Origin of the sequence: Bacillus cereus group sp. N14, assembly GCF_016483555.1 — a bacterium.
Taxonomy (GTDB): domain Bacteria; phylum Bacillota; class Bacilli; order Bacillales; family Bacillaceae_G; genus Bacillus_A; species Bacillus_A wiedmannii.
On record NZ_JAEHBQ010000017.1, the window covers coordinates 31,418 to 52,324 of the forward strand.

Here is a 20,907-nt window from a genome sequence, read left to right on the forward strand (position 1 = left end):
CTATAGTTTTGATACTAATTTAACTACTCTCATCATATTCTTCTATTAAAAAGAATAACAAGGAGTGTAAAGTTAATTGACAAAAGTTAAGGTTCGTTTACGGCCCATCGTTCATAAAGTAAATTTACCGACTGTATTGAAAACAGCTATACTTCCAGGTGAATCGATCGAAAGACTATTTATCGCAACTCAATTAGGAGAGGTTTTTTACATAGGAGACGGAGCTATAAAGACATTTTTAAATATTCGTCACCGAATTATTAAATTAGGTACATTTGAAGAAGGTGTTTCTAATAGCGGTTATGATGAACGCGGATTGCTAGGACTAGCGTTCCATCCACAATTTAATCATAACGGCTTATTTTACCTTCATTATTCAATGGCTGGAACTCAAGGACCAGGTTCGCTTTCTGAACAATTTAAACCGAATCCTTGTGACCCGAAAACTTTAAACTTAAAGTGGCTAAATAGAGATACTCAATATGATCATATTGATACAATTGAAGAATGGATTTTACAATCAAACGCTCAACCTCAAAAACGTAGAACATTACTTCATATAAAACGCCCATTTTTTAATCATAATGGAGTAAATACATTAAACTTTTCTCCAGAGACGGGGAAACTTGTTTTTACAAATGGTGATGGTGGCTCGGGTTATGATCCATTTAATTTAAGCCAAGATGATTTAGAAATAGCAGGTAAAATCATTGAAATCGATGTAAGCAAAAATATATTTATAAATAATCCTCCAGTAGTTACGCGCTTTAATGAACTTCCTCTATCTATACAAGAAACACTTACAGTAATTGTGAAAGGTGTTCGTAATATAACCGGCATTTCATTCCAAAGATTTTATAATCAATATATCAAATACGCCGGTAATGTCGGACAGGATATTGTAGAGTCTATTTTTTCATTTGTCCAATATAAACCGATACCGGTTACTGAACTTGTTCAAATGCATGTAATGAGATTAACTCCCAATCAAGATGGATTTATTAATTTTGGTTGGAGAGGATGGGAAGGAGAATTACCTACTTCTTTTATAAGGCACTGTTCTGAGAATCCTAATTTGGATGAGAGAACAATGGCTTATTATAATGAAACAATAGAAACATCAGTGAAGCGAATTCAGCCACTAATTAGTTATTTTCATAAAGACCCCAGACCAGATAAATTTGGAGGAACTTCAGTAACAGGAGTTCAGCCATATATGGGAACTGCAATCCCAAATTTAAATGGTAGCGTTGTGTTTACCGACCTTGCTAAGAAAGAAGATTCACGGCCGCCAGTTAAAGGTGTTTTAGCATATGTTAGAGCAGGTACAGACGGTAAACATACTGACTTTCATGTTATTGAAACCAATTATGATTTCGGTACGCAAGCAGCTTATTATATGAGTTTAGGAACAAATTCGGATCAAACCAGGTTATATTTAGGAGTTTATGGTTCTATGAAAGTAACTGACTTTAACAAAGGTACTATTTTTGAAATTGTTCCTTAATATGATATAAATTCTCTGATTCATTCTTTTTACAATTGTCTAATGTATAGTGATTGATTTCTAGAGGAGGATACAAATAAACAATAAGTGTATGAATAAAATAGAAAAGTGATGAATTAGGTATCTTTAGGGGGATTTTGATGAATCGGTTTGTACGTTATTGGTGTCAACTTATGATAGAGAATGATGCGAACTTTGTTCATAAAAGAAAATTGTCCCTAGCAAATAAGTTAGTCATTACAGCTTTAATGAGTGCTTTGTCCACTATGTTTCAAGCGGCGGGAAACTTAATTCCTGGTATAGGATTATTCATTAGTCCTTTTGCGACATTACCAATTTTTTTGGCTATTTGCTACTCTATTCGTGAGGGAGTACTTTCTTATATTCTTACTATTCTCCTATTATTTATTATTGAGCCAAGTGAACTAATTGTATTTCCCTTTACTACAGGCTTATTAGGTATAGCCTTAGGACTTTCCTTTATACAATTCAAGAGGAGAATTTGGGTAATTTCCTTTTCTGCGATTTGTCTACTTATAGGAATTATGATTGTTCTAGATATTTTCCGTTTTCCAGTACTTGGTCCTACTATTCATACAACTATGGATATAAAAATTATTTTATCAATATTTATACTAAGCTTTCTATACTGCTGGATCTATGCAGGGCTTTGTAGAATATTGTTGAATAGAGTATATAAAGTATGGTTCTAACAACTGCATAGAATGGAGATTTAAATCATGTATAACATTGAAATTAGAAGACCTAATTCGGATGATTTAGAGGAACTTCACTTGTTTTTCCATATAGTTATAACGAATGCATATAAAGACGAAGGATTATCACAATTATCGGATGACATAGAAAATGAAATTAACATGAAAAAGCAATATTTGAAAACAGATTTTGATAGTAATGGAGAAAAACGTTACTTTTTATTAGCAATTGATACAAATAACGATAAAATCATTGGAACAATTGAAATTGGTTCAGCAAGTACGTTGATTAATAGTTGTACAGGCGGTGTACTTAAGGATTTGTATGAAATAGGAACTGTATTTATACTTCCGGAGTATCAAAGAAAGGGTATAGGGAGTTTACTACTAAACACAATGTTTCTTACGCTACTTAGCAGGGGAATAACAGAATACTGTTTAGATAGTGGCTACAAAAAAGCGCAAAGTATATGGACGAAGAAGTTTGGAGAGCCTAGTTATGTACTGAAGGATTATTGGGGAGAATCAAGTGTTCATATGATTTGGAAGAAGAGTTTACATGATACTCCTATAATATTTGAATTATAAAATGAAATATGCCTCTGAACGTAGCTTTTCTTACGTATGTATGCTATTATTTATCTTTATAATAAAAGAGGACGTGAATGAACTTGATTAAAATTAATATTCCTGAAGCTGATGTTTCAATTACTGAACGTAAACAAGTTATTAAAGGAGACGAGCCAATAATTACTCCAATTAATGGATTTATCGATTTCCACTTGTTCCCTAGAGATAAAGGCGGCATTTTTATGTTTTACAATATTAATGACGAACTTCTTTTCGTAGGTAAAGCTCGTAAAATTAGACAACGTATTAAGAAGCATTTTGAAGACAATGTTTCACCAATTAAAAATCACCGTGATGAAGTATACCGCATCGATGCATGTATCGTAGAAGATCCAACAGAAAGAGAAATTTACGAAACTTACATTATTAATGAATATAAAGCAAAATATAACGTTGATAAAGTATTCTATAAATAAGTAATAAAAAAACAATCCTAGCGCATATACTGGGATTGTTTTTTTATTTAAATTTAGTCCTCATATTTTTCTCCTTTTTTTAAATGATTAGCAACAATAAAACAGCATACACCTATACATATAAGTACAATTCCAACAGTTTTATGTTTTCCCTCAAAGAAAGGAATATCAGAAATAACATTTGTCATACATAACCCTATAAACACAAGGATAGGTCCTGCCCACAGTAGTACATTGCCGAATTTCGTATGTTGCCACATAGTAACCCTCCTTACCTCTTTTTACATATATATCTATAAAATAAAAGTAAATTCATAGAGAAATATAGTTTTTTTCATATCGAAAATTTAACCTTCATATATTGGTACAAGCAAACGAGAAAGGGGACCATCATGAATTGGTTAGAAGCTTTTATATTAGGGATCATACAAGGTTTAACAGAGTTTTTACCGATAAGTAGTACGGGTCATCTTTATTTAGGAAGGCATTTGTTTCAATTAGATGAAGCAGGATTGTTTTTAGATACGATGCTGCACATTGGAACTTTGCTTGCAGTGTTTATTTATTACAAAAAAGAATTTATATATTTAATTAAAAATCCATTTTCAAAACTAATGTTACTACTTATCGTCGGGACGATACCCGCAGTTGTAATCGGATTGTTATTTAAAGACTTTTTTGAGGATATTTCAAAAACAGGTATTACGATTGGTTGGGAGTTTTTAGTGACAGGATTCTTTCTCTACATGGCAGATAAACAAAAGAATGGTCGTAAGAAAATGGACGACATTACATATAAAGACGCATTTATCATCGGTTCATTTCAAGCGGCTGCTATTTTTCCGGCAATTTCTCGTTCTGGTATGACAATCGTCGCTGCATTATGGAGGAAATTAGACCGCGAAACTGCTGCTTACTTTTCTTTTTTATTATCAACTCCAGCCATTGTCGGAGCTATTATTTTGCAATTAGCAGATGTTTTTCAAGAGAAAGCAGAATCTATTTCTAGTACATCTTTAATTGTCGGAACGTTATCAGCAGCGTTTTTCGGTTATATAGCCGTTTCATGGATGATTCAATATTTAAAACGTCACTCCTTAAAAGTATTTGCGTATTATGTATGGGGATTAGGCATTTTAATTTTAACGTTGCAATTTACTCATGTGTTTTAATGTAGTAACTATTCGGTTAGATCCTGTTTCATTCATATAAGGCAGGGTCTTTTTTCATTAAGGGGGAAAATATGTTTAATAAGGCTATCGTTATTGGCGGGAGTATAGCAGGAAAACTCGCAGCAAAAGCATTATCCACTACCTTTAAAGAAGTAATCATTATAGAATCTGGTGAAAGATGGGATGGAAAATCTTCGAGAAAAAGAGTCCCACAAAGTAATCATCCTCATGTGTTATTAAAAGGTGGAGAAAAAGCGATTGAGGAATTGTTTCCTAATATCACTAATGAATTAATCGAAGCAGGTAGTATCGTAAATAACTTTACTCGTGATATAAAATGGCATCAATTTGGTTTATGGAAACAGCAATTCATAGGAAAAGTACATATGATTCAACAAAGTAGGTTTTTGCTTGAATGGCATATTCAAAAACGAATTGATGATATTTCAAATGTTACCACTAAATTTGGAACATTAGTTGATGGGTTATTAGTAGATGGAAAGTTTAACAAAGTATGTGGAGTAAAAGCTAAATGTTTAGAGGCGGGCACACAAGAAGAAATTCAAGCAGATATTGTTGTTGATGCAAGCGGATTTGGTTCAAAAAGTATAGCGTGGTTACGTGAATACAATATTGAAGTGCAAGAAGAGAAAGTGCGCATTGATTTGTTTTACACAACTAGAATGTTTAAACTCAATGAAAATGAGAAATTAGACTGCTGTAATATGCTAATGTCTCCAAGTTTCCCTGACAATCCGTATGGTGTTCTTATTCAAACGATTGAGGATAATCGCTATTTTGTTACTTTCAGCGGATATGCAAATGAGAAAGCACCGCAAACAGATGATGAGTTTTATGATTTTGCTGAAAACCTATCAATTTCTAATGTGACAGATTTTCTAAATAAAGCTGAGGCAATTTCAAATATCAAAACGTACAAAATTCCTTATCAAGTACGTCGGCGATTTGATTTAGTTAATCATTTACCAGAAGGGTTGTTAGTAGTTGGGGATGCACATTGTCGTTTTGACCCTGTTTTCGGGCAAGGTGTTTCAGTTGCTGCTATGGAAGCTCACCAATTGCAGTTACTTTTACAAAGGAGACAAAAGTTTGATAAAGCATTTACACAGCAATTTTATAAAAAGACCTCTAATATTATACAAACTCCTTGGGAAATGACTATAACGGAAATATCACGTCATCCGCAGCTAAAAAGAGAATTAACGATAAAGCAAAAAATTCAGCTTTGGTATACGAAACAAATCTATCAACTATCTGCAAGTGACTCTGACGTTTATATTCGATTAGTAAGAGTGATGAATTTAATTCGTAGTCCATTTCACCTATTTCATCCGAAAGTGCTACTTGCTGTTTTACTGAAGCGAAAGAAATAGCAGGAGATGAATCGATTAAAAAAGAATATATAACAGTTAGTAGATATAGAGGGAGTAATCGAGATGAAAATATACATAGAACAATTAAAGAAACACGATGCGAAGGATTTATTTACGTTTGAACTTACGAATAAGTCTTTTTTTGAAACAATGGTGCCAAATCGTGGCTCACAATATTACGATTTTGAATATTTTCAAAAACTACTAGACGATTTATTATTAGAACAGGCGGATGGAGATTCTTATTTTTATTTAATTCGTAATGAAGAAAAAGAAATTGTAGGACGAATAAATTTAGTAGATATAGATACGGAATTTCGAAGCAGTTCGTTAGGCTATCGAGTCGGAGAAAAGTTTACTAAAAAAGGAGTTGCAACAGCAGCTGTAAAATTAGTTTTGGACGTAGCGAAAAATAATAAAATTAATGAGATTCATGCTAAAACAACTACTAATAATCTCGCATCACAAAGTGTATTAGAAAAAAGCGGGTTTTCTTCTTATCAAGACGAAGCAGATATAAATTCTGTAGAATTAAACGGGGAACATGTGAAGTTTGTGCATTATATATGGAGAAATACTTCGCGCTTATAATAAGGGGGACTTATACATGAATGATTTACGTTATCCAATTGGGCAATTTACATACAAACGTCCTATAACTGAAGAAATGATTGATACATGGATTCAAGAAATTGAAGATTTACCTAATGAACTAGCAAAAGCAATTAAAGATTTAGATCAGAAGCAGTTAGACACACCGTATCGAGTTGGTGGATGGACGGTTCGTCAAGTAGTTCATCACGTTGTTGATAGCCATATGAATAGCTACATACGCTTTAAATTAGCACTAACAGAAAAGAATCCTACTATTAAACCATATAAAGAAGAGAAGTGGGCAGAACTACCTGATTCTAAATTACCAGTAGATGTTTCACTAGTAATGTTAGATTCATTACATAAAAGATGGGTTAACCTTTTATATTCTCTAGAAATTGAAGATCTAGAAAAGACATTTAATCACCCTGAAACTGGTGAAACAAAACTTGCTGCTGCAATTGGACTATATGCATGGCACGGACGTCATCATACAGCTCATATAAATTCATTAAGAAAGCGACTAAATTGGTAACATGGATATTACATTAGAGAAGGCAACAGAAATTGATGCAGCAGTTTTATTTCAAATGCAAATAGACTCATTTCGCCCTTTATTAAATAAATATAAAGACTATGAAACAAATCCAGCAAATGAATCTATTGAAAAAACTATTTTAAGGATAAATAATCCGAGTAACAACTTTTATAAGATGATAATTGATTCGAAACTTGTTGGAGCGATTTGTATATCCCAAAAAGAAAGACCTTATAAATTTTGGATCAGTCCAATGTTTATTCATCCAAACTATCAAGGGAAAGGAATCGCTCAAAAGGTACTTATTTTAATTGAAAAGATGTTTCCAAAAGCACGGAGCTTTGAACTTGCTACGATTTTAGAAGAAGAAAGAAATTGTTTTCTATACGAAAAGATGGGGTATAAAAGAACAGAAGTAATAAAGAAATTAAATGATAAAACTACACTTATTTATTACAAAAAAGAAAGGTAAAGCATTTGAAATACGCTTTACCTTTTTATGTTATTTCAGATTAAATATACAAAAACAATGCATATTCTTCCAAAATACTCGGGTTAGTAATTTTGAAGATGAATAAACATACGGAAAGGCGTTATTTCGTCGTATATGTTACTAACGCTTTTTGAATGCTTAAAACACTATCGTCACCTTTAAATTCCTTCGTAATTGGCGTACTCAAACTAGATACCCAAATTTTAAGCTCAGCATCTAAATCAAAATGCCCAGCTGTTTCAATGCTAAATTGTGTAATACTTTTATAAGGAATAGAATGATACTCTGTTTTTTTACCTGATATCCCTTGTTTATCTACTAAAATAAGACGACGATTTGTAAATACGATTAAATCACGAATTAATTTATAAGCGTGTTCAACTTTCTCATCGTCTAACATAATCTTCTCTAAATCACGTTCTACACTTTCTGTACTCGCATTTGATGCATTTCCTAAAATACCGCTAAATAAACCCATAGGAAATTCCTCCTCCATTATTTGTGGATTTTGTTACTTATATTGTACCATGCTACTCGCTATGAAGTTATGATATTACATTAGTAGTTTCTGGCTATTGTTGCAATTCATTTATATAATCTCATCTTAATATCTTATGCTAATATGTAAGTAAGAAAAAAGAAGCAGAGGGATATAGTATGAAAAATATCGGTTTAGTATTAGAGGGCGGAGGAATGAAAGGTCTATATACTGCAGGAGTACTCGAATATTTTATGGAAAAGAACTTATTCTTTCCGTATGTAGTTGGCGTATCCGCTGGTGCATGTATGGGCGCAACTTATTTATCACGTCAAAAAGGAAGGAATAAAAAAGTAAATACAGAGCTAGTGTCAGATCACCGATATATATCTTATCGAAATTTGATTCGAAAACGTGAATTATTCGGGATGGACTTTTTATTTGATGAAGTCCCTAATAAAATTGTTCCATTTGATTTTCAAACTTTCTTAAATTCCAATGAGCAATTTGTCATAGGAACGACTGATTGTGATTCAGGAAAAGCAGTTTATTACAATAAAACAGAACATGGAAATGATATTTTAAAAATCATTCGCGCATCAAGTTCTGTCCCATTTATAGCGCCTGCTGTAGAATATGATAATCGAAAATTGTTAGATGGAGGGATTATAGATCCTATACCGGTTCTAAAAGCACAAACTGATGGTTATCAAAAGAACGTCGTGATTATGACAAAGCCAGAAGGATATGAGAAACAGCGAAATAAATTTTCTGGTCTGGCTAAAATTTTATATAGGAAATATCCGAATATCGCAGAATCTTTAGTAGAACATTATCGTTTTTATAATGAGACGATATCTTATATGAATCAAATGGAACAAAAAGATAACTTTTATGTCATTCAGCCTAGCGTACAACTTCCTATAAGCGGAATAGAAAGAAATAAAGAAAAACTCGTTAATTTATATAATCTTGGCTATACAGATGCTCAATATCATTATGAAAACTTATTAAATTGGATAGAGAAATAAAGGGGTGGAAAGTTGAAGTTAGGAAAACGAATTATTTTTAAGGAATTGCAGAAAATGCATAGTCCACTGTACAAACCATTTCCGAATTGTGACATTCGAAAAGTACGAAAAGATATTAATAATATGTTTACAGAAGATGATTGTATAAGCGCTGATTTAAATTGTTATTGGATGCATACAGAAGGTACTTTAAGTTACGTACTTAATAACAACGAAAAGGAGATTGTGTTTGATCAAATAAAGTGGCTAAGGAAATCATTTTATGAATGGTTTCCACAATATCGTTTTATAGAAACAGAAATTGTGAAGTATCCCATTTTATATAGAGATTTCATGAATTATGAGAAGGCCCGAAAACTATTACTATATTATCTTACTGAATAAAAATAAAAAAGTACAAATTATGCTACTTGTACTTTTTTTGTTCATAAAAAATACAATTTTAATACCTTGTTTAAATAGGGATTCTAATACGAAGAAAGAAGTACATATAGAATGATGTAAGGGAGGGTGAGATGTTTAGTGGCCGTTTTCCTTTAATTCATTGTCCAACTCGAATATAGTTAGTTAACTGTGTTAAAATATTTCGAGTGAAATCAAGTACTTATTTTATCAAACATTAAACAAAATAAGTTAGAAGGGACAACATTAACATGGAAAACGTATCAAATATAGATAAATTGGAATCAATAAAATCTTTACAATCGACAATTCGTAAACTTGAAAATGCACTATCACAGATGACTGAAAAAGGTGCAAATACTATATTAGTGAAAAAACGACTTAATGCTGTTTGTGTAGGGTTAGCAGTGCTAGAAAACGTGTGGAATCAAGAAAGCCACCAGTATAGTCAAGAAGAGTTAGCAGAAGCTCGTCATGTACTTGCTGGTTTGCTTCCATCAATTGAGAGAGCCTATGATAAGTCTAAAGTTGGTAGTCCGCAAAGAACACTTTTAACAAGACGGATCAAAGCGTTGGAACTTTCTATTCAGGCAATTGATAAACTTACCTAATAAATGGAAACGAGAAAGCTTTTTATACTTTTTTGCATGAAATAAAGTCAAATCATACGCCACTAATAGAACAATGTCCTGTAGATAATCAGTATAAGCTTATAACGTATTTATGGTTAGGAGACCAAAAAACTGAAAATGTTTATGTATTCGGAAGTTTTCCTGGTTGGGATCTGGCTGTAAATCAATTAAAACGATTGTCACAGACAGATATTTGGTATGTTACGTTTAGGACGAATCAGAGTTTTATTTCAACTTATTATTTTACAGAAAATGATTGGATAAAGCGTAGTGAACAGTATCGACTAGACCCATATAATGAAAATACATTTGGAGAAGGTGCTAATAAAGCATCTGTGTTAAATATAGGAATGGAAGTACAGTATAGCAGTCGTTTTCCTTCAAATCATTATCCATCTGGGAGAATTGAAACATATTCTTTTCATAGTTCGGTTTTAAATAACACACGTAACATTCATATTTATACGCCTCATGATTATTCTCACACTTCACATCTTCAAAAACTTCTCATTGTATTTGATGGAAATTCATTCATTAATGACCTTTCAATTGCAAAAACACTTAATTATTTAATTTACGAAAAAGAAATCTCATCTTGTATTGCTGTTGCTATAGAACCAGTTGATCGATTAGAAGAGCTAACTTATAACGATAAAATGAATTTATTTTTAACGGAGGAATTACTTCCATGGATTCAGACAAAGTATCGTGTGCATCAAAAAGCGAACCATACAACAATTGCTGGATTCAGTCTTGGTGGCTTAGCAGCTTTTTATGCAGCGCTTCAAAATCCACATGTTTTCGAAAACGTGTTATCAATGTCTGGATCCGTGCATTGGAAAAAGGATGGTTATGAAAATCAAATTCCTTGGATTGAAAATCAAATTTCATCTATAGATTCCAATACGAGTCAAACTCATTTTTACATAGCAGCAGGAGAACTTGAAAACAAACCTCTTTTAACGGCTAATAGGCGCCTGTATAAAGCTTTAAAAGAAAAGGGATACCAAATCACTTATGAAGAGTTTCGAGGCGAACATGACGGTGTGTGGTGGCGTGAAAAGTTGTTTGATGGATTGAAAGCATTAAAACTTAAAAAAACGACACTATAAAATAAAAAGGAGCGAGAATCTATGAATCAAGAAGAAATAGATAAAAAACTGAAAAAGCAAGAGATTTTAGTAAAAGATGAGAAAGTTTGGTCCTATACGTATGAGGATCATATTAGTTCTATCGTTAAAGAAGCAGAAAAGAAAGGGTCTTTTGATAATTTACTCGGTAAAGGGAAACCTCTTAATCTTGATAAAGACCTTTCGTACAATCCTGAAAAACAACTGTATAGAACTTTAAAGAATAATCATGTTTTACCTAGGTGGATTGAGCTTTCAAAGGAAATTGATGAATTAAAAGAAAAACTAAAAGATAATACAAATACTGCAGAAGCGGCGGATCTAATTCGAACTATTAATAAAAAGGTATTAGAACATAATTTACTTTGTCCACCAAGTGCGCAAAAAACGAGGGTGAAAACGGATTTTTAACAATTTTCAATTAAGCTATCTCTTGCTATATAATTAAGTAAGGTATTATCCATTCATTTTTAAAGGGAGGCAAATGTGATGAAGAATACGTATCAACTTCAAATTCCGAAAGAACTAGAAAAATATCGTAGTATTTTAGAAGAAAGTGTGAAACCGTATGTTAAAGTGTCTGGAACATTAGCAGAGACGACGCTTTTTGAGAGTAAGTTTGGTGGTTATCCGTATTTACCTATAGATCAAGAGCATCCTAAAGATTCAAATGGACAACCTATGATGTTACTTGCGCAGTTAAACTTTGAAGAAATGCCGCATGTTGAATATATGCCTCAAAAGGGAATATTACAGTTTTTCGTAAGTGCTGATGATGAGCTTTATGGAGCAGATTTAGATCATCGAACAAACCAAAAAGACTTTCGAATTATTTATCATTCTACAATTATAGAAGATTTAAATAAGGTTATTACTGATTTTAGTTATTTAAACACTTTAGAATTAGAGGACTTTATCATACCCGAAGCAGCGAAACTAAAGTTTGAATTAGGTTATCAACCCGTAACATCAAGAGATTATCGATTTGAAAAGATTTTTAGCGATAACATTGATTGGGAAGCAATTGTTGATGAAGAAAATAATACAGAATTAGGCGAACTGTATGATGATTTATGTAAAGATCAAGGGCATAAAATTGGTGGTTATCCATTTTTCACACAGACAGATCCAAGGGAATGGGAAGAAAAATACCAGCAACATGACATGTTATTGTTGCAAATTGATACAGATGATTCATTAAATATTATGTGGGGAGATTCTGGTGTTGCTAATTTCTTTATAAAGAAAGACGATTTATTAAATCTAGATTTTTCCAATGTTATTTACAATTGGGATTGTTATTAAAAACATATAACTAAAATACTAGCAAGCTAAAAAATAAACGTTATGTTAACTAGAATAAAAAACAATGAGTGTAATGAAAGTCAAGCGTAAATAACAAAATAACAACAAATAATGTAAAGTTGTAAAACGTGTGTAAATAGCAATAAATTCATTAAGTAAAACATAAAATAAAATTACTAATTTATATTTTGTATAGAAATAATTTTTCTGTATAAAAATTTCTTGCCGATCAAAAATGATTTTGATTCGATAATTCTTATTGGATTATTGATTTGAATTTGCTGTGATAGATTGTATAGCAAAACAAACGATAAAAACTGTAGAAATACGTCTAGATAAAATTTTATGCAAATCTCACTAAAAATCTCCGTTTCGTCTCATTAAGTATAGTTTACTTGGTTTTTGATACCTGATATCGCTTTGTTTCTACAACTACCTATAATATATATTATGTTAACTAATTAAAAATAATAAACTTATTAAATGTTAGTTCAGGTGGTTATGTTCCCCTGTTTCATCGAGTTACTAATATGTGATGGATTGTTTGGCTATTTGTGTGTTTTAGTTGTTTTATAAGTTATTGATACTTATGTTTTTATATAAATTATATTTAAGACAATAAAAATACAATTCGTTTAAAACGTTCATTTAAAACGAATTGTATAGATATGATTAATAATAAATTTTTAAAATTAGTTTGCTACAGCAATTGCTTCGATTTCAATTAACAAGTTATCGTTAATTAACTTTCTAACTTCTACAGCTGAACTTGCTGGTGGATTCTTAGTATCAATGTATTGATCTCGAATATCTCTAACGATGGCCATTTGAGAAATATCTGTTACGAAAAAAGTTAATTTTACTACATCATTAAATTTCAACTCCGAAGTTTCTAATGCACTTTTAATATTTTCGAAAACTTGTCGCGTTTGTGTAGCTAAATCACCAATGCCAACTATTTGACCATCTGTTTTAATCGCTACTTGTCCAGATATGTAAATTGTTCGTTTAGCGTTACTAACTTCGACTACATGCGAGTATCCAAAAGTTGGTGGCATCGTTTCTGGATTGATGAATTTCTTTTGCACGGCTCTTCTCCCCTTTAAATATTTCATTTTCTTTATATTAGATTTTAATTTCAGATTATCCTCTATTTACTAATAATTATGTATCCATTTAGCTGCTACATTTGTAAAAGTATATTAACACTTTAATTTTAAGTTATTAATGAATTATGTACGTTTGATTTTCTTGTGCGCTTGTTATAATTACACCTTGTTTTATTAATTCTTCAGTTACCTTTGTATAGAAAAAGTGATACCACCAGATAAAAAACTCTTCATAAGTTATTTCTTTTGAGTATCTGCTGCTCACAAAGTATTCTTTTAAAGGTTTATCGTTTTCTTTAAACAATAAGACTAAATCTTTACTAATTGTGTTTGCAATTTCGTTAAGTATAGATAAGTCTGTTGATTTAAATACAGGGATAACAGGTTGTGAATTTTGATATAAGCCTAATTTTTCGTAAACTATGTTTAAATGTAAATCTATTTGTCTATCTGCTTCTACGAAACCTTTTACTAATTGCTTTTTCTTATAATTAATATCAGTATTCGTGTTTTGAAAATATTCTTCAAATGTTTCGTTATCTGCTGTTATTAAATTTAATGTTGAATATCGAGAATTTCCATAAAGACCAATTTGAACTTCTCCTAAATCTAAATACGTATTACCATACATCCCGAAAGCCTCTATATCTGTTAGTTCTTGTTCTTGAATTGCATAATAATATCGTTTCTTATTTCTTAAAGGTCGTTTCTTTTTTAAATAATTTTCTTCAATGTAATTTATTTGTCCAAAATCTAATAACACACCACTATATAGTAAAAGACTATACGATTCTTTAGATACATGATTAAACGTATCGATTCTTTTTGAAATAGCTTCAATTTGACTTGAATAATTTTCAATGATCTTAAGTGTTGGTTTAATTAGAGGTTCACAAAGGTTATAAAGGGTTTTTCCTTCACAAGCCGTTATAACCATACATGTTGGATAGTACCTCCCTCCTGTTTTTTTCAACAGTCCCTCTACTTCTAATGAATTAACGTGCTCTTCAAATTCCCCTTTCGTCCAACTTAGCATCGTTTTTATAACATTTGACTCAAAACCAAGATGAAACATTATAAGTAAATATTGAAGTTTCGTCCCTTTTATTTTTATAGATGGCGAATTATCTCCAGACGAAATCATTTTTGCTTCATAAGCTGTATGTAATATATTCTCTGGACTATTATTAGTGAGCATTTCATATTCCCTCCCTTACTAGTGAATTCATTGTAAAATCTATGTATTTATTAAGTTCTATAAACGAAAATAAGTATCCTCTAAGAATCTCAAATTAAAAACCTTAGCATAGATATACTAAGGTTTCTTGCATTTTTATAATGAATGAATTCTTTCGTAGTCTTTTTTAAATTGATTATCCTTTTTTAACCAACGTTTAAAAGTTGATTCGCTTATTTTTAAATTAGAACAAGCTGTAGCATTACATTTATTTTTCATATAATCTTTAAGGAAATTTTGTTTTCTTTGTTTAACAGCAGTTTGAGTTTGTTTTAGTTTCCGATCTTGTAATTGATCTATACTTAGACTCTCTTTTTGAAATTCTTCATATTTTCTATGCAAATAAATATCTTTGTCTTTATAAATCCAATTTGAAAATAGTTGTATTGATTTTCTCCCGGTTAAACTGACGCGATAATGTTTATTTTGATTTAGTAAATCGGTTGGTAAATTGTGATTTTGTAGTACCTGATTTAAAGAATTCATAAAATTATATGATCCTCCTACAAAGCTTACTGTATAAGTCTCATACTTGACGTAACCATCCCCATCAAAATATCCACGAACAAAATGATGTAAATATTCTTCAGGCACGAATGGAAATTTGATATTTAATGATTTACATGGCATAATTCCGTGTATGTTCATTAGGTCATCTTTTATTGTTTTGCTATTAATGTTTAGCATATATACGCCTGTTTTTTTATTTTGATATAGTGGCTGGTTGGTGTTTAATTCTTTTTTTATATCTTCTAAAATGTAACTTTCTTTTTGTGATATACTGACGCATTGATTTTCTTTTTGTATGACACCATCTGCTGCTATAAACCCTAATATATAAGCCATGTTATTTGACCACGTTTTAAAATAATCTTCTGTTATGTCATACTTTCTCTTCCAACTCCCTATAGCGCGCCTTGGAACGTTGCTGTCTGATAGAACCATACGAATATACCTCGCAGACACATTAGCAAGCATAGCGATTTCTGAGGTACTCTTCCCTTCTACATACAGATGAATAATTTCAGATTTTGATAGTTTACATTTTGCTTTCTTTTTTCTCTCTATTTGCACTTACGTCCTCTCCTTCCTTTTAATAATTAGAGACATATTTTCTTCTATAACATATAACGAAACGTACGTTCTTTGCTGCTTATAAGAAGAACTTTACAAAATGAAAACAATTTACATTTACTTCGTATTCATTTTATCTGCTGCTGCATGGTTTATATTTTATATATAAGAATAATGAATTTGACAAATTTATGAAAAGTACTGCATTTAAGGTGAAAGGTAAAAAGATTTCGTTTAAACTACAAGTAGCTACAATAACAACATACGTATATTGTTAAACGTAAAAAGGAGAACGAATGAAAAAGAAATATATAAATCAAATTCATACTGATGTAAGTTTTAAACCGAAAGATATTATAGGTTTAATGACTGATTACTTTAAAATGAAAACAAAGCTGCGTCCTGTAAAGAATTTACCTATTGTTTTATCGGATAAAACTAATGAGTCTTTAGAGAGTGTTACCTGGTTTGGCCATTCTGCTTCTCTTTTAAAAATAGAAGGTAAAAAATTGTTGTTAGACCCGATGTTTGGAGATGCATCTTCCCCATTTCCTGTGTTTAATAGTAAACGTTACAGTGGTGCTTTTTCTTTAGAACGTGAAGATATTCAAGAAATTGATGCGATTATCATTTCTCATAATCACTATGACCATATGAATTACAAGAGTATTATGCAGTTAAAAGATCGTGCAAAGCACTTTTATGTTCCAACTGGAGTTGCGCAATATTTAATTAAATGGGGTCTTTCACCTAGTAAAATTAGTGAGCATAATTGGTGGGATGAAATTATGTTTGATAATATTAAGTTAGTATGTGCACCTGCAAGGCATTTCTCAGGACGAAGTATGACAGATAGAGATTGTTCTTTATGGTGTTCATGGCTTATTCTTGGTCAAGAGACTAAAGTCTTCTTTAGTGGTGATAGCGGCTATGCTCCTCACTTTAAGGAAATTGGTGATAAATACGGTCCATTCGATCTTACATTGATGGAATGCGGACAATATGATCCAAGATGGTCTGCTATTCATATGTTGCCAGAAGAGACGGTACAAGCTCATATTGATGCGAAAGGAGAACTCCTTCTTCCGATTCATTGGGGTGCTTTTACATTAGCATTACATGAATGGAGTGATCCTATTGAACGTGTGACAAAAGAAGCAAATCGTTTAGGAGTTAATATTGCAACACCTCAAATCGGTGAATCTATTACGTTGAAATCTACAGACTATCCTTCATCAGCCTGGTGGAGAGAAATTTAATTATAAATAAAAAAAGAGCGCACCTTTCTATAAGTGATTCGCTCTTTTTTCTGTATTTAAGTTTATATCACTATATTCGCTTTCCTGCTTTTTATAATTGAATTATATTATCTATAGAACTGTCCTGCTTAGCCAATTCTTCATTCCTATAATCTATTAATTTATGATTAGATAAAACAAAGTTGTGTTCTAATATTAATTCATTGAGGAGTACTTCAGATAAAAAATTTGGTATCATCTCTCCTACGCCGTAATTATAATCACTTAGAATCCAAGAAATCTCTTTCCAATCTAGATTGCATTTTCTAAAGGTGTTTCTCCCTTTTCTATCTTTCCTCCTACCCCATTCCACAATCCTTTTACAGGGTCATATTCTCTATTTAACATAAGTATCTCTTCATTTCTTTTTATAAAACATAAAGTATGCTTGTACATCATGTAATTCCTTCCTTTGTTATTAATAAGGTCTTACTGGAGATATAAGATGTACTGCTGCAGATTGTTTCCCTGCTTCAATTAATATCGGTCTCATAGAACCGCTGAAACTTAAAGTAACCGTTTCTTCTTTTATCGCCTTTAAAGCATCCATCATAAATCGTCCATCAAAAGTTATGTTTAATTGTTTTTCACCTTGAATCATATCTATCTGTTGTGTCTCGGATATTTTTCCAATCTGAGAAGCGTTAGAAGAAATTTTAATTGTTGATTCGTTTATGATTTCTAAGTTTACATTGTTATTTGCCCATTCACTTGCTAATAAGTTTGATCGATCTACACCTTGTAAAATCTTTTTTCTATCTATGTTAATGACTGTCTGAAAATCATTTGGAATTAAACTAGATATACTAGGATATTTCCCTTCAATTAGTCTTGAATATAATGTAGTTGTGCCGAATGTAAAAATAATGTGACTTTCTGAAAGATAGATGTATACGACTTCGGAAGTACTGCTCATTAATTTTAAAAGTTCACTAATAGTTGCACTTGGTACGATACAACTTGCTTTCACATCTGTAGATATTATCGTTTCACGTATAGCAAGTCTATGTGAATCAGTTGCTACACAAATTAATTTATTATGATCTAGCTCTAAATGAACGCCAGTAAGAACAGGTCTTGATTCATTTTTAGCTACTGCAAAGACAGTTTGTTTAAACACCTCAATCAAGCTTTCTGTTTCCACTTGTATTTTTGCATGATCGTCTATAAGTGGTACATTCGGAAACTCATATGCTGGAAGTCCATTTAAGTTTAATGTGATTTCTTCTGACTGTATCGTAATTATTTGGTCATTCTTACTTTTTATTACTATATCACTTGGCATTTTCTTTATTATTTCAATGAAATACTTTGCAGGTACGACAATAGTTCCTGCTTTTAAAATAGTTACAATTTTTTCGTCTTCAATTGAAACAGCAAGGAATTTTTCGATAAAAATATTTGAGTTACTTGCGATTAAAGTAATTCCAGATTGATCCGCAGTTATTTTTATGCCGGATAATATAGGGATAATAGCTTTAGTAGATATAGCTTTACTTACTTCTGAAAGTGCTTGAGTGAAATGTTTGTGATTAACGATAAACTCCATTCTTTCCCCGCCTTACATGAAATGATAATTTTATGAAGATTGATGAACGATTGTTCCATTAAAAAAGTAAGGTACTGTTTCTTTCCTTTGTAATCTATTTAGTAAATGTTCTGGTATACGTAAATATGGTGCTGCTCTATGTAATTCCATCCAAGTAATCTCTTCAATTTCTTTTGGCCTTGATATATTTGTCTCTCCGCCAATTATTTCACCTAAAAAATTAAAGAAAATTGCATGATGACCTCTCTCTTCGAAAAAAGCTTCGCTGATGTAACAAATACCGTTTACAGTTATATGTAGCCCGGTTTCTTCTTTCACTTCCCGAATTACTGCCTCTTCTAACGTTTCTCCCAATTTAACCGCGCCACCTGGTAGCGTGTAATAAGAACCACTCTTCCCTTTGTTTTTGACCATTAAGATCTTTTCATTTGCTTTATCGTATAAAATTGCATATGTAACATTTACTTTTTTCATCTAAGTCCACCTCTAATAACAGGAATTTTCTGTCTTTGTTACATTCTACCATTTAATCGTTTTAAAATATAAAAAAGTTAATTGAGTATTTCATTTATCCGCTCTTAGCAAAGTTAATAATCGATAATCCTTCATTACTATATAAAAAAGAGCGTATTTTGAAAGTGGTCATTTAACGTACGCTCTTTTTTTGCTATAATTCATTCATTTTTAGATTCTATATACTTTATAACCTTTTTTCTAAATAGTATCGATTGTGCCCTTTAGGGTGGTCTTCACTTACTCCAATCACTTTATATCCATGCTTTTTATAAAAATTAGGTGCCTGAAAGCTAAAAGTATCTAAATTGATTAGCCCACAATCTGTTTCAATTGCAAATTCTTCAATAAGTTTTATTAACCTGCTTCCGTAGCCTTCGTGTCTATGTTCTTCAGAAACCCATAGGAAATCAACATGCACGTGGTGCCAAAATGTAATTGCAGTTATTCCGCCTACTATGTCTTCCTTTTCATTTTTCACTATAAAACTAATTTTTTCTGAAGGCTTTTTATCTTCATCTGAAATATGTTTTTGGTTATATTCAATTACTTTTTCTCTTATGTAATCACTATCTTCCTGGACCCATTGTTTTACTATTTTCATTTTAAATAGCACACTCCTTTTATGGTATCTATTCAATTTAATAATCGTAATATCCTGTCTAACTTAATAGTCATAGGGCACTGTTTCATTTCACTAAAATAAAGAAAAACCCTACTACATTTCATCTGTAATAAGACTTTTATACGCTGTATAGAATCGAATTAATCTAAAGGAATGTAATTATCGAAAATATTTACGTTGTTCGATTCTTTTTTAATTAAAACTTCCGTAAGTTCAACACCTTAGTAGAATAATTGAATTGTATCACTGCGAAAAAGAATGAATATTCCTAAACCAATTAGAATAATTGGAACGATAATATGGCAGGTTTTCTCAAGTGCTTTAGCTAGAATAGGTGCTCTTATCAATGTGTAGCTAATAAAACACCATATTGCTATCATAGAAAAAAGATAATTAATGTAACAATATTCGTTTTAAGATTTTGACTAGCGAACAGTGGTATATAAATTGAAATATTGGCAGATCCATTAGCTAATGTAATCAAAGCTACTTTAAATAATGAACCAGAAATGTTATCAATGACTTCATTACTTTTATAAGAACGAAGTGACAATAGTCCTTTAGCCCCCATATAAATTGGCACGAATCCTAATAACCCGATCCACGAAACGGGAATGAAAAAAGAGCTTAAAGAACCAATGATGCTTAGAGAAATAATTACACTAAACCCCAAATATTGTCCAATAACTATATAAAGTCCTTTTACCTTAGCTTTTTCGCGGACAGCTCTACCTTCTTTTTTAATTACTCCTGTCCTTACTTGTGAAAATAAAACAAGGAGTATAAAAATGTCATCAATATTCGTTGTAGCGAATACCATAAAAGAAGAAATTATGATTGTAACCAATATAAGCCAACTACCTTTATAATAAAATAATGGTATTTAAATGAATTGTATGCCTAATAGCAAAGCTGGTTTACTGTAGTTTTATAACAACATTTTGATTCCTTTATAAAACAATATGAATATTTTACTAATCTGCTACTTGGTTCGTTAAGAAATAAATTACTTTATTACTTTTCAAATCATTTCACTTTGAATTAAGTAACTCTATACTTCCTAC

The 20,907-nt window shown here is 31.3% G+C and carries 23 protein-coding genes and 3 pseudogenes; 16 read left to right on the forward strand and 10 right to left on the reverse strand.

Annotation, left to right across the window (positions count from 1 at the left end):
* Positions 1-76 precede the first annotated feature (76 nt).
* The 4 genes from JDS82_RS21080 to JDS82_RS21095 all read left to right on the forward strand — a co-directional run bounded on the left by JDS82_RS21080 (position 77) and on the right by JDS82_RS21095 (position 3,269).
* Positions 77-1,507: a PQQ-dependent sugar dehydrogenase gene (locus JDS82_RS21080; protein ID WP_199713878.1), complete on the forward strand. Its 1,431-nt coding sequence runs from the start codon at positions 77-79 to the stop codon at positions 1,505-1,507.
* 140 nt (positions 1,508-1,647) lie between these two features.
* Positions 1,648-2,220, forward strand: coding sequence for a hypothetical protein (locus JDS82_RS21085; RefSeq protein WP_064459920.1), 573 nt, complete (start codon positions 1,648-1,650; stop codon positions 2,218-2,220).
* A 27-nt stretch (positions 2,221-2,247) separates the two neighbouring features.
* Positions 2,248-2,811, forward strand: a complete 564-nt coding sequence (locus JDS82_RS21090; protein WP_199713879.1) for a GNAT family N-acetyltransferase — start codon at positions 2,248-2,250, stop codon at positions 2,809-2,811.
* Positions 2,812-2,888: 77 nt separating this feature from the next.
* On the forward strand, positions 2,889-3,269 hold the full coding sequence (locus JDS82_RS21095; protein ID WP_001048941.1) for a nucleotide excision repair endonuclease: 381 nt from the start codon (positions 2,889-2,891) through the stop codon (positions 3,267-3,269).
* 53 nt (positions 3,270-3,322) lie between these two features.
* Here the strand turns inward: JDS82_RS21095 and JDS82_RS21100 are convergent, their stop codons facing one another.
* Positions 3,323-3,529 (reverse strand): hypothetical protein, encoded by a 207-nt coding sequence (locus JDS82_RS21100; RefSeq protein WP_064459919.1) that lies wholly within the window; start codon positions 3,527-3,529, stop codon positions 3,323-3,325.
* 132 nt (positions 3,530-3,661) lie between these two features.
* Here JDS82_RS21100 and JDS82_RS21105 point away from each other — a divergent pair, with 132 nt between their 5' ends.
* The 5 genes and pseudogenes from JDS82_RS21105 to JDS82_RS21125 form a co-directional block, all read left to right on the forward strand.
* Entirely contained in the window at positions 3,662-4,441 is a 780-nt protein-coding gene (locus tag JDS82_RS21105) for an undecaprenyl-diphosphate phosphatase (protein WP_046954050.1), read from the forward strand.
* Between the two features lie 71 nt (positions 4,442-4,512).
* Positions 4,513-5,835, forward strand: coding sequence for an FAD-dependent oxidoreductase (locus tag JDS82_RS21110; RefSeq protein ID WP_061672254.1), 1,323 nt, complete (start codon positions 4,513-4,515; stop codon positions 5,833-5,835).
* A 63-nt stretch (positions 5,836-5,898) separates the two neighbouring features.
* On the forward strand, positions 5,899-6,426 hold the full coding sequence (locus JDS82_RS21115) for a GNAT family N-acetyltransferase (protein WP_064057173.1): 528 nt from the start codon (positions 5,899-5,901) through the stop codon (positions 6,424-6,426).
* Between the two features lie 16 nt (positions 6,427-6,442).
* Entirely contained in the window at positions 6,443-6,964 is a 522-nt protein-coding gene (locus JDS82_RS21120; RefSeq protein WP_000999065.1) for a YfiT family bacillithiol transferase, read from the forward strand.
* Position 6,965: 1 nt separating this feature from the next.
* Positions 6,966-7,439: pseudogene (locus JDS82_RS21125) on the forward strand (GNAT family N-acetyltransferase); the annotation flags it as partial.
* Positions 7,440-7,560: 121 nt separating this feature from the next.
* Here JDS82_RS21125 and JDS82_RS21130 read toward each other — a convergent pair.
* Positions 7,561-7,938 (reverse strand): PH domain-containing protein, encoded by a 378-nt coding sequence (locus JDS82_RS21130; protein ID WP_000522465.1) that lies wholly within the window; start codon positions 7,936-7,938, stop codon positions 7,561-7,563.
* A 179-nt stretch (positions 7,939-8,117) separates the two neighbouring features.
* Here JDS82_RS21130 and JDS82_RS21135 point away from each other — a divergent pair, with 179 nt between their 5' ends.
* From JDS82_RS21135 to JDS82_RS21160, 6 genes are all read left to right on the forward strand, one after another.
* A complete protein-coding gene (locus JDS82_RS21135) occupies positions 8,118-8,969 on the forward strand; it encodes a patatin-like phospholipase family protein (protein WP_199713880.1) in 852 nt (283 codons plus the stop codon).
* 12 nt (positions 8,970-8,981) lie between these two features.
* Positions 8,982-9,353: a YxiJ-like family protein gene (locus tag JDS82_RS21140; protein ID WP_199713881.1), complete on the forward strand. Its 372-nt coding sequence runs from the start codon at positions 8,982-8,984 to the stop codon at positions 9,351-9,353.
* 269 nt (positions 9,354-9,622) lie between these two features.
* Entirely contained in the window at positions 9,623-9,982 is a 360-nt protein-coding gene (locus JDS82_RS21145; protein ID WP_000432662.1) for a hypothetical protein, read from the forward strand.
* Positions 9,982-11,115, forward strand: coding sequence for an alpha/beta hydrolase-fold protein (locus JDS82_RS21150; RefSeq protein WP_199713920.1), 1,134 nt, complete (start codon positions 9,982-9,984; stop codon positions 11,113-11,115). The genes JDS82_RS21145 and JDS82_RS21150 overlap by 1 nt, the downstream gene beginning before the upstream one ends.
* Before the next feature lie 21 nt (positions 11,116-11,136).
* The gene (locus JDS82_RS21155) at positions 11,137-11,544 is read left to right on the forward strand and encodes a DnaJ family domain-containing protein (protein WP_001070899.1); all 408 of its coding nucleotides are present in this window, start codon (positions 11,137-11,139) and stop codon (positions 11,542-11,544) included.
* A gap of 78 nt (positions 11,545-11,622) precedes the next feature.
* Positions 11,623-12,438 (forward strand): YwqG family protein, encoded by an 816-nt coding sequence (locus JDS82_RS21160; RefSeq protein WP_061672258.1) that lies wholly within the window; start codon positions 11,623-11,625, stop codon positions 12,436-12,438.
* Between the two features lie 692 nt (positions 12,439-13,130).
* Here the strand turns inward: JDS82_RS21160 and JDS82_RS21165 are convergent.
* From JDS82_RS21165 to JDS82_RS21175, 3 genes are all read right to left on the reverse strand, one after another.
* Complete coding sequence (locus JDS82_RS21165; protein ID WP_199713882.1) at positions 13,131-13,526, reverse strand: RidA family protein; 396 nt, start codon at positions 13,524-13,526, stop codon at positions 13,131-13,133.
* 136 nt (positions 13,527-13,662) lie between these two features.
* A complete protein-coding gene (locus JDS82_RS21170) occupies positions 13,663-14,745 on the reverse strand; it encodes a hypothetical protein (RefSeq protein ID WP_199713883.1) in 1,083 nt (360 codons plus the stop codon).
* Between the two features lie 135 nt (positions 14,746-14,880).
* The gene (locus JDS82_RS21175; protein ID WP_199713884.1) at positions 14,881-15,858 is read right to left on the reverse strand and encodes an LAGLIDADG family homing endonuclease; all 978 of its coding nucleotides are present in this window, start codon (positions 15,856-15,858) and stop codon (positions 14,881-14,883) included.
* A 296-nt stretch (positions 15,859-16,154) separates the two neighbouring features.
* Between JDS82_RS21175 and JDS82_RS21180 the strand changes: the two genes are divergently transcribed.
* Entirely contained in the window at positions 16,155-17,117 is a 963-nt protein-coding gene (locus JDS82_RS21180) for an MBL fold metallo-hydrolase (protein ID WP_199713885.1), read from the forward strand.
* Positions 17,118-17,208: 91 nt separating this feature from the next.
* Here JDS82_RS21180 and JDS82_RS21185 read toward each other — a convergent pair.
* The 5 genes and pseudogenes from JDS82_RS21185 to JDS82_RS21205 all read right to left on the reverse strand — a co-directional run bounded on the left by JDS82_RS21185 (position 17,209) and on the right by JDS82_RS21205 (position 20,690).
* Positions 17,209-17,552, reverse strand: a pseudogene (locus tag JDS82_RS21185) (NUDIX hydrolase).
* Positions 17,553-17,574: 22 nt separating this feature from the next.
* Entirely contained in the window at positions 17,575-18,705 is a 1,131-nt protein-coding gene (dnaN, locus tag JDS82_RS21190; protein ID WP_199713886.1) for a DNA polymerase III subunit beta, read from the reverse strand.
* Between the two features lie 30 nt (positions 18,706-18,735).
* Positions 18,736-19,179 carry an NUDIX hydrolase gene (locus JDS82_RS21195; protein WP_016087657.1) on the reverse strand — a complete coding sequence of 148 codons (444 nt, stop codon included), beginning with the start codon at positions 19,177-19,179 and terminating at the stop codon, positions 18,736-18,738.
* A 226-nt stretch (positions 19,180-19,405) separates the two neighbouring features.
* The gene (locus JDS82_RS21200; RefSeq protein ID WP_016087658.1) at positions 19,406-19,822 is read right to left on the reverse strand and encodes a GNAT family N-acetyltransferase; all 417 of its coding nucleotides are present in this window, start codon (positions 19,820-19,822) and stop codon (positions 19,406-19,408) included.
* Positions 19,823-20,064: 242 nt separating this feature from the next.
* Positions 20,065-20,690: pseudogene (locus tag JDS82_RS21205) on the reverse strand (cadmium resistance transporter).
* Positions 20,691-20,907: the final 217 nt, after the last annotated feature.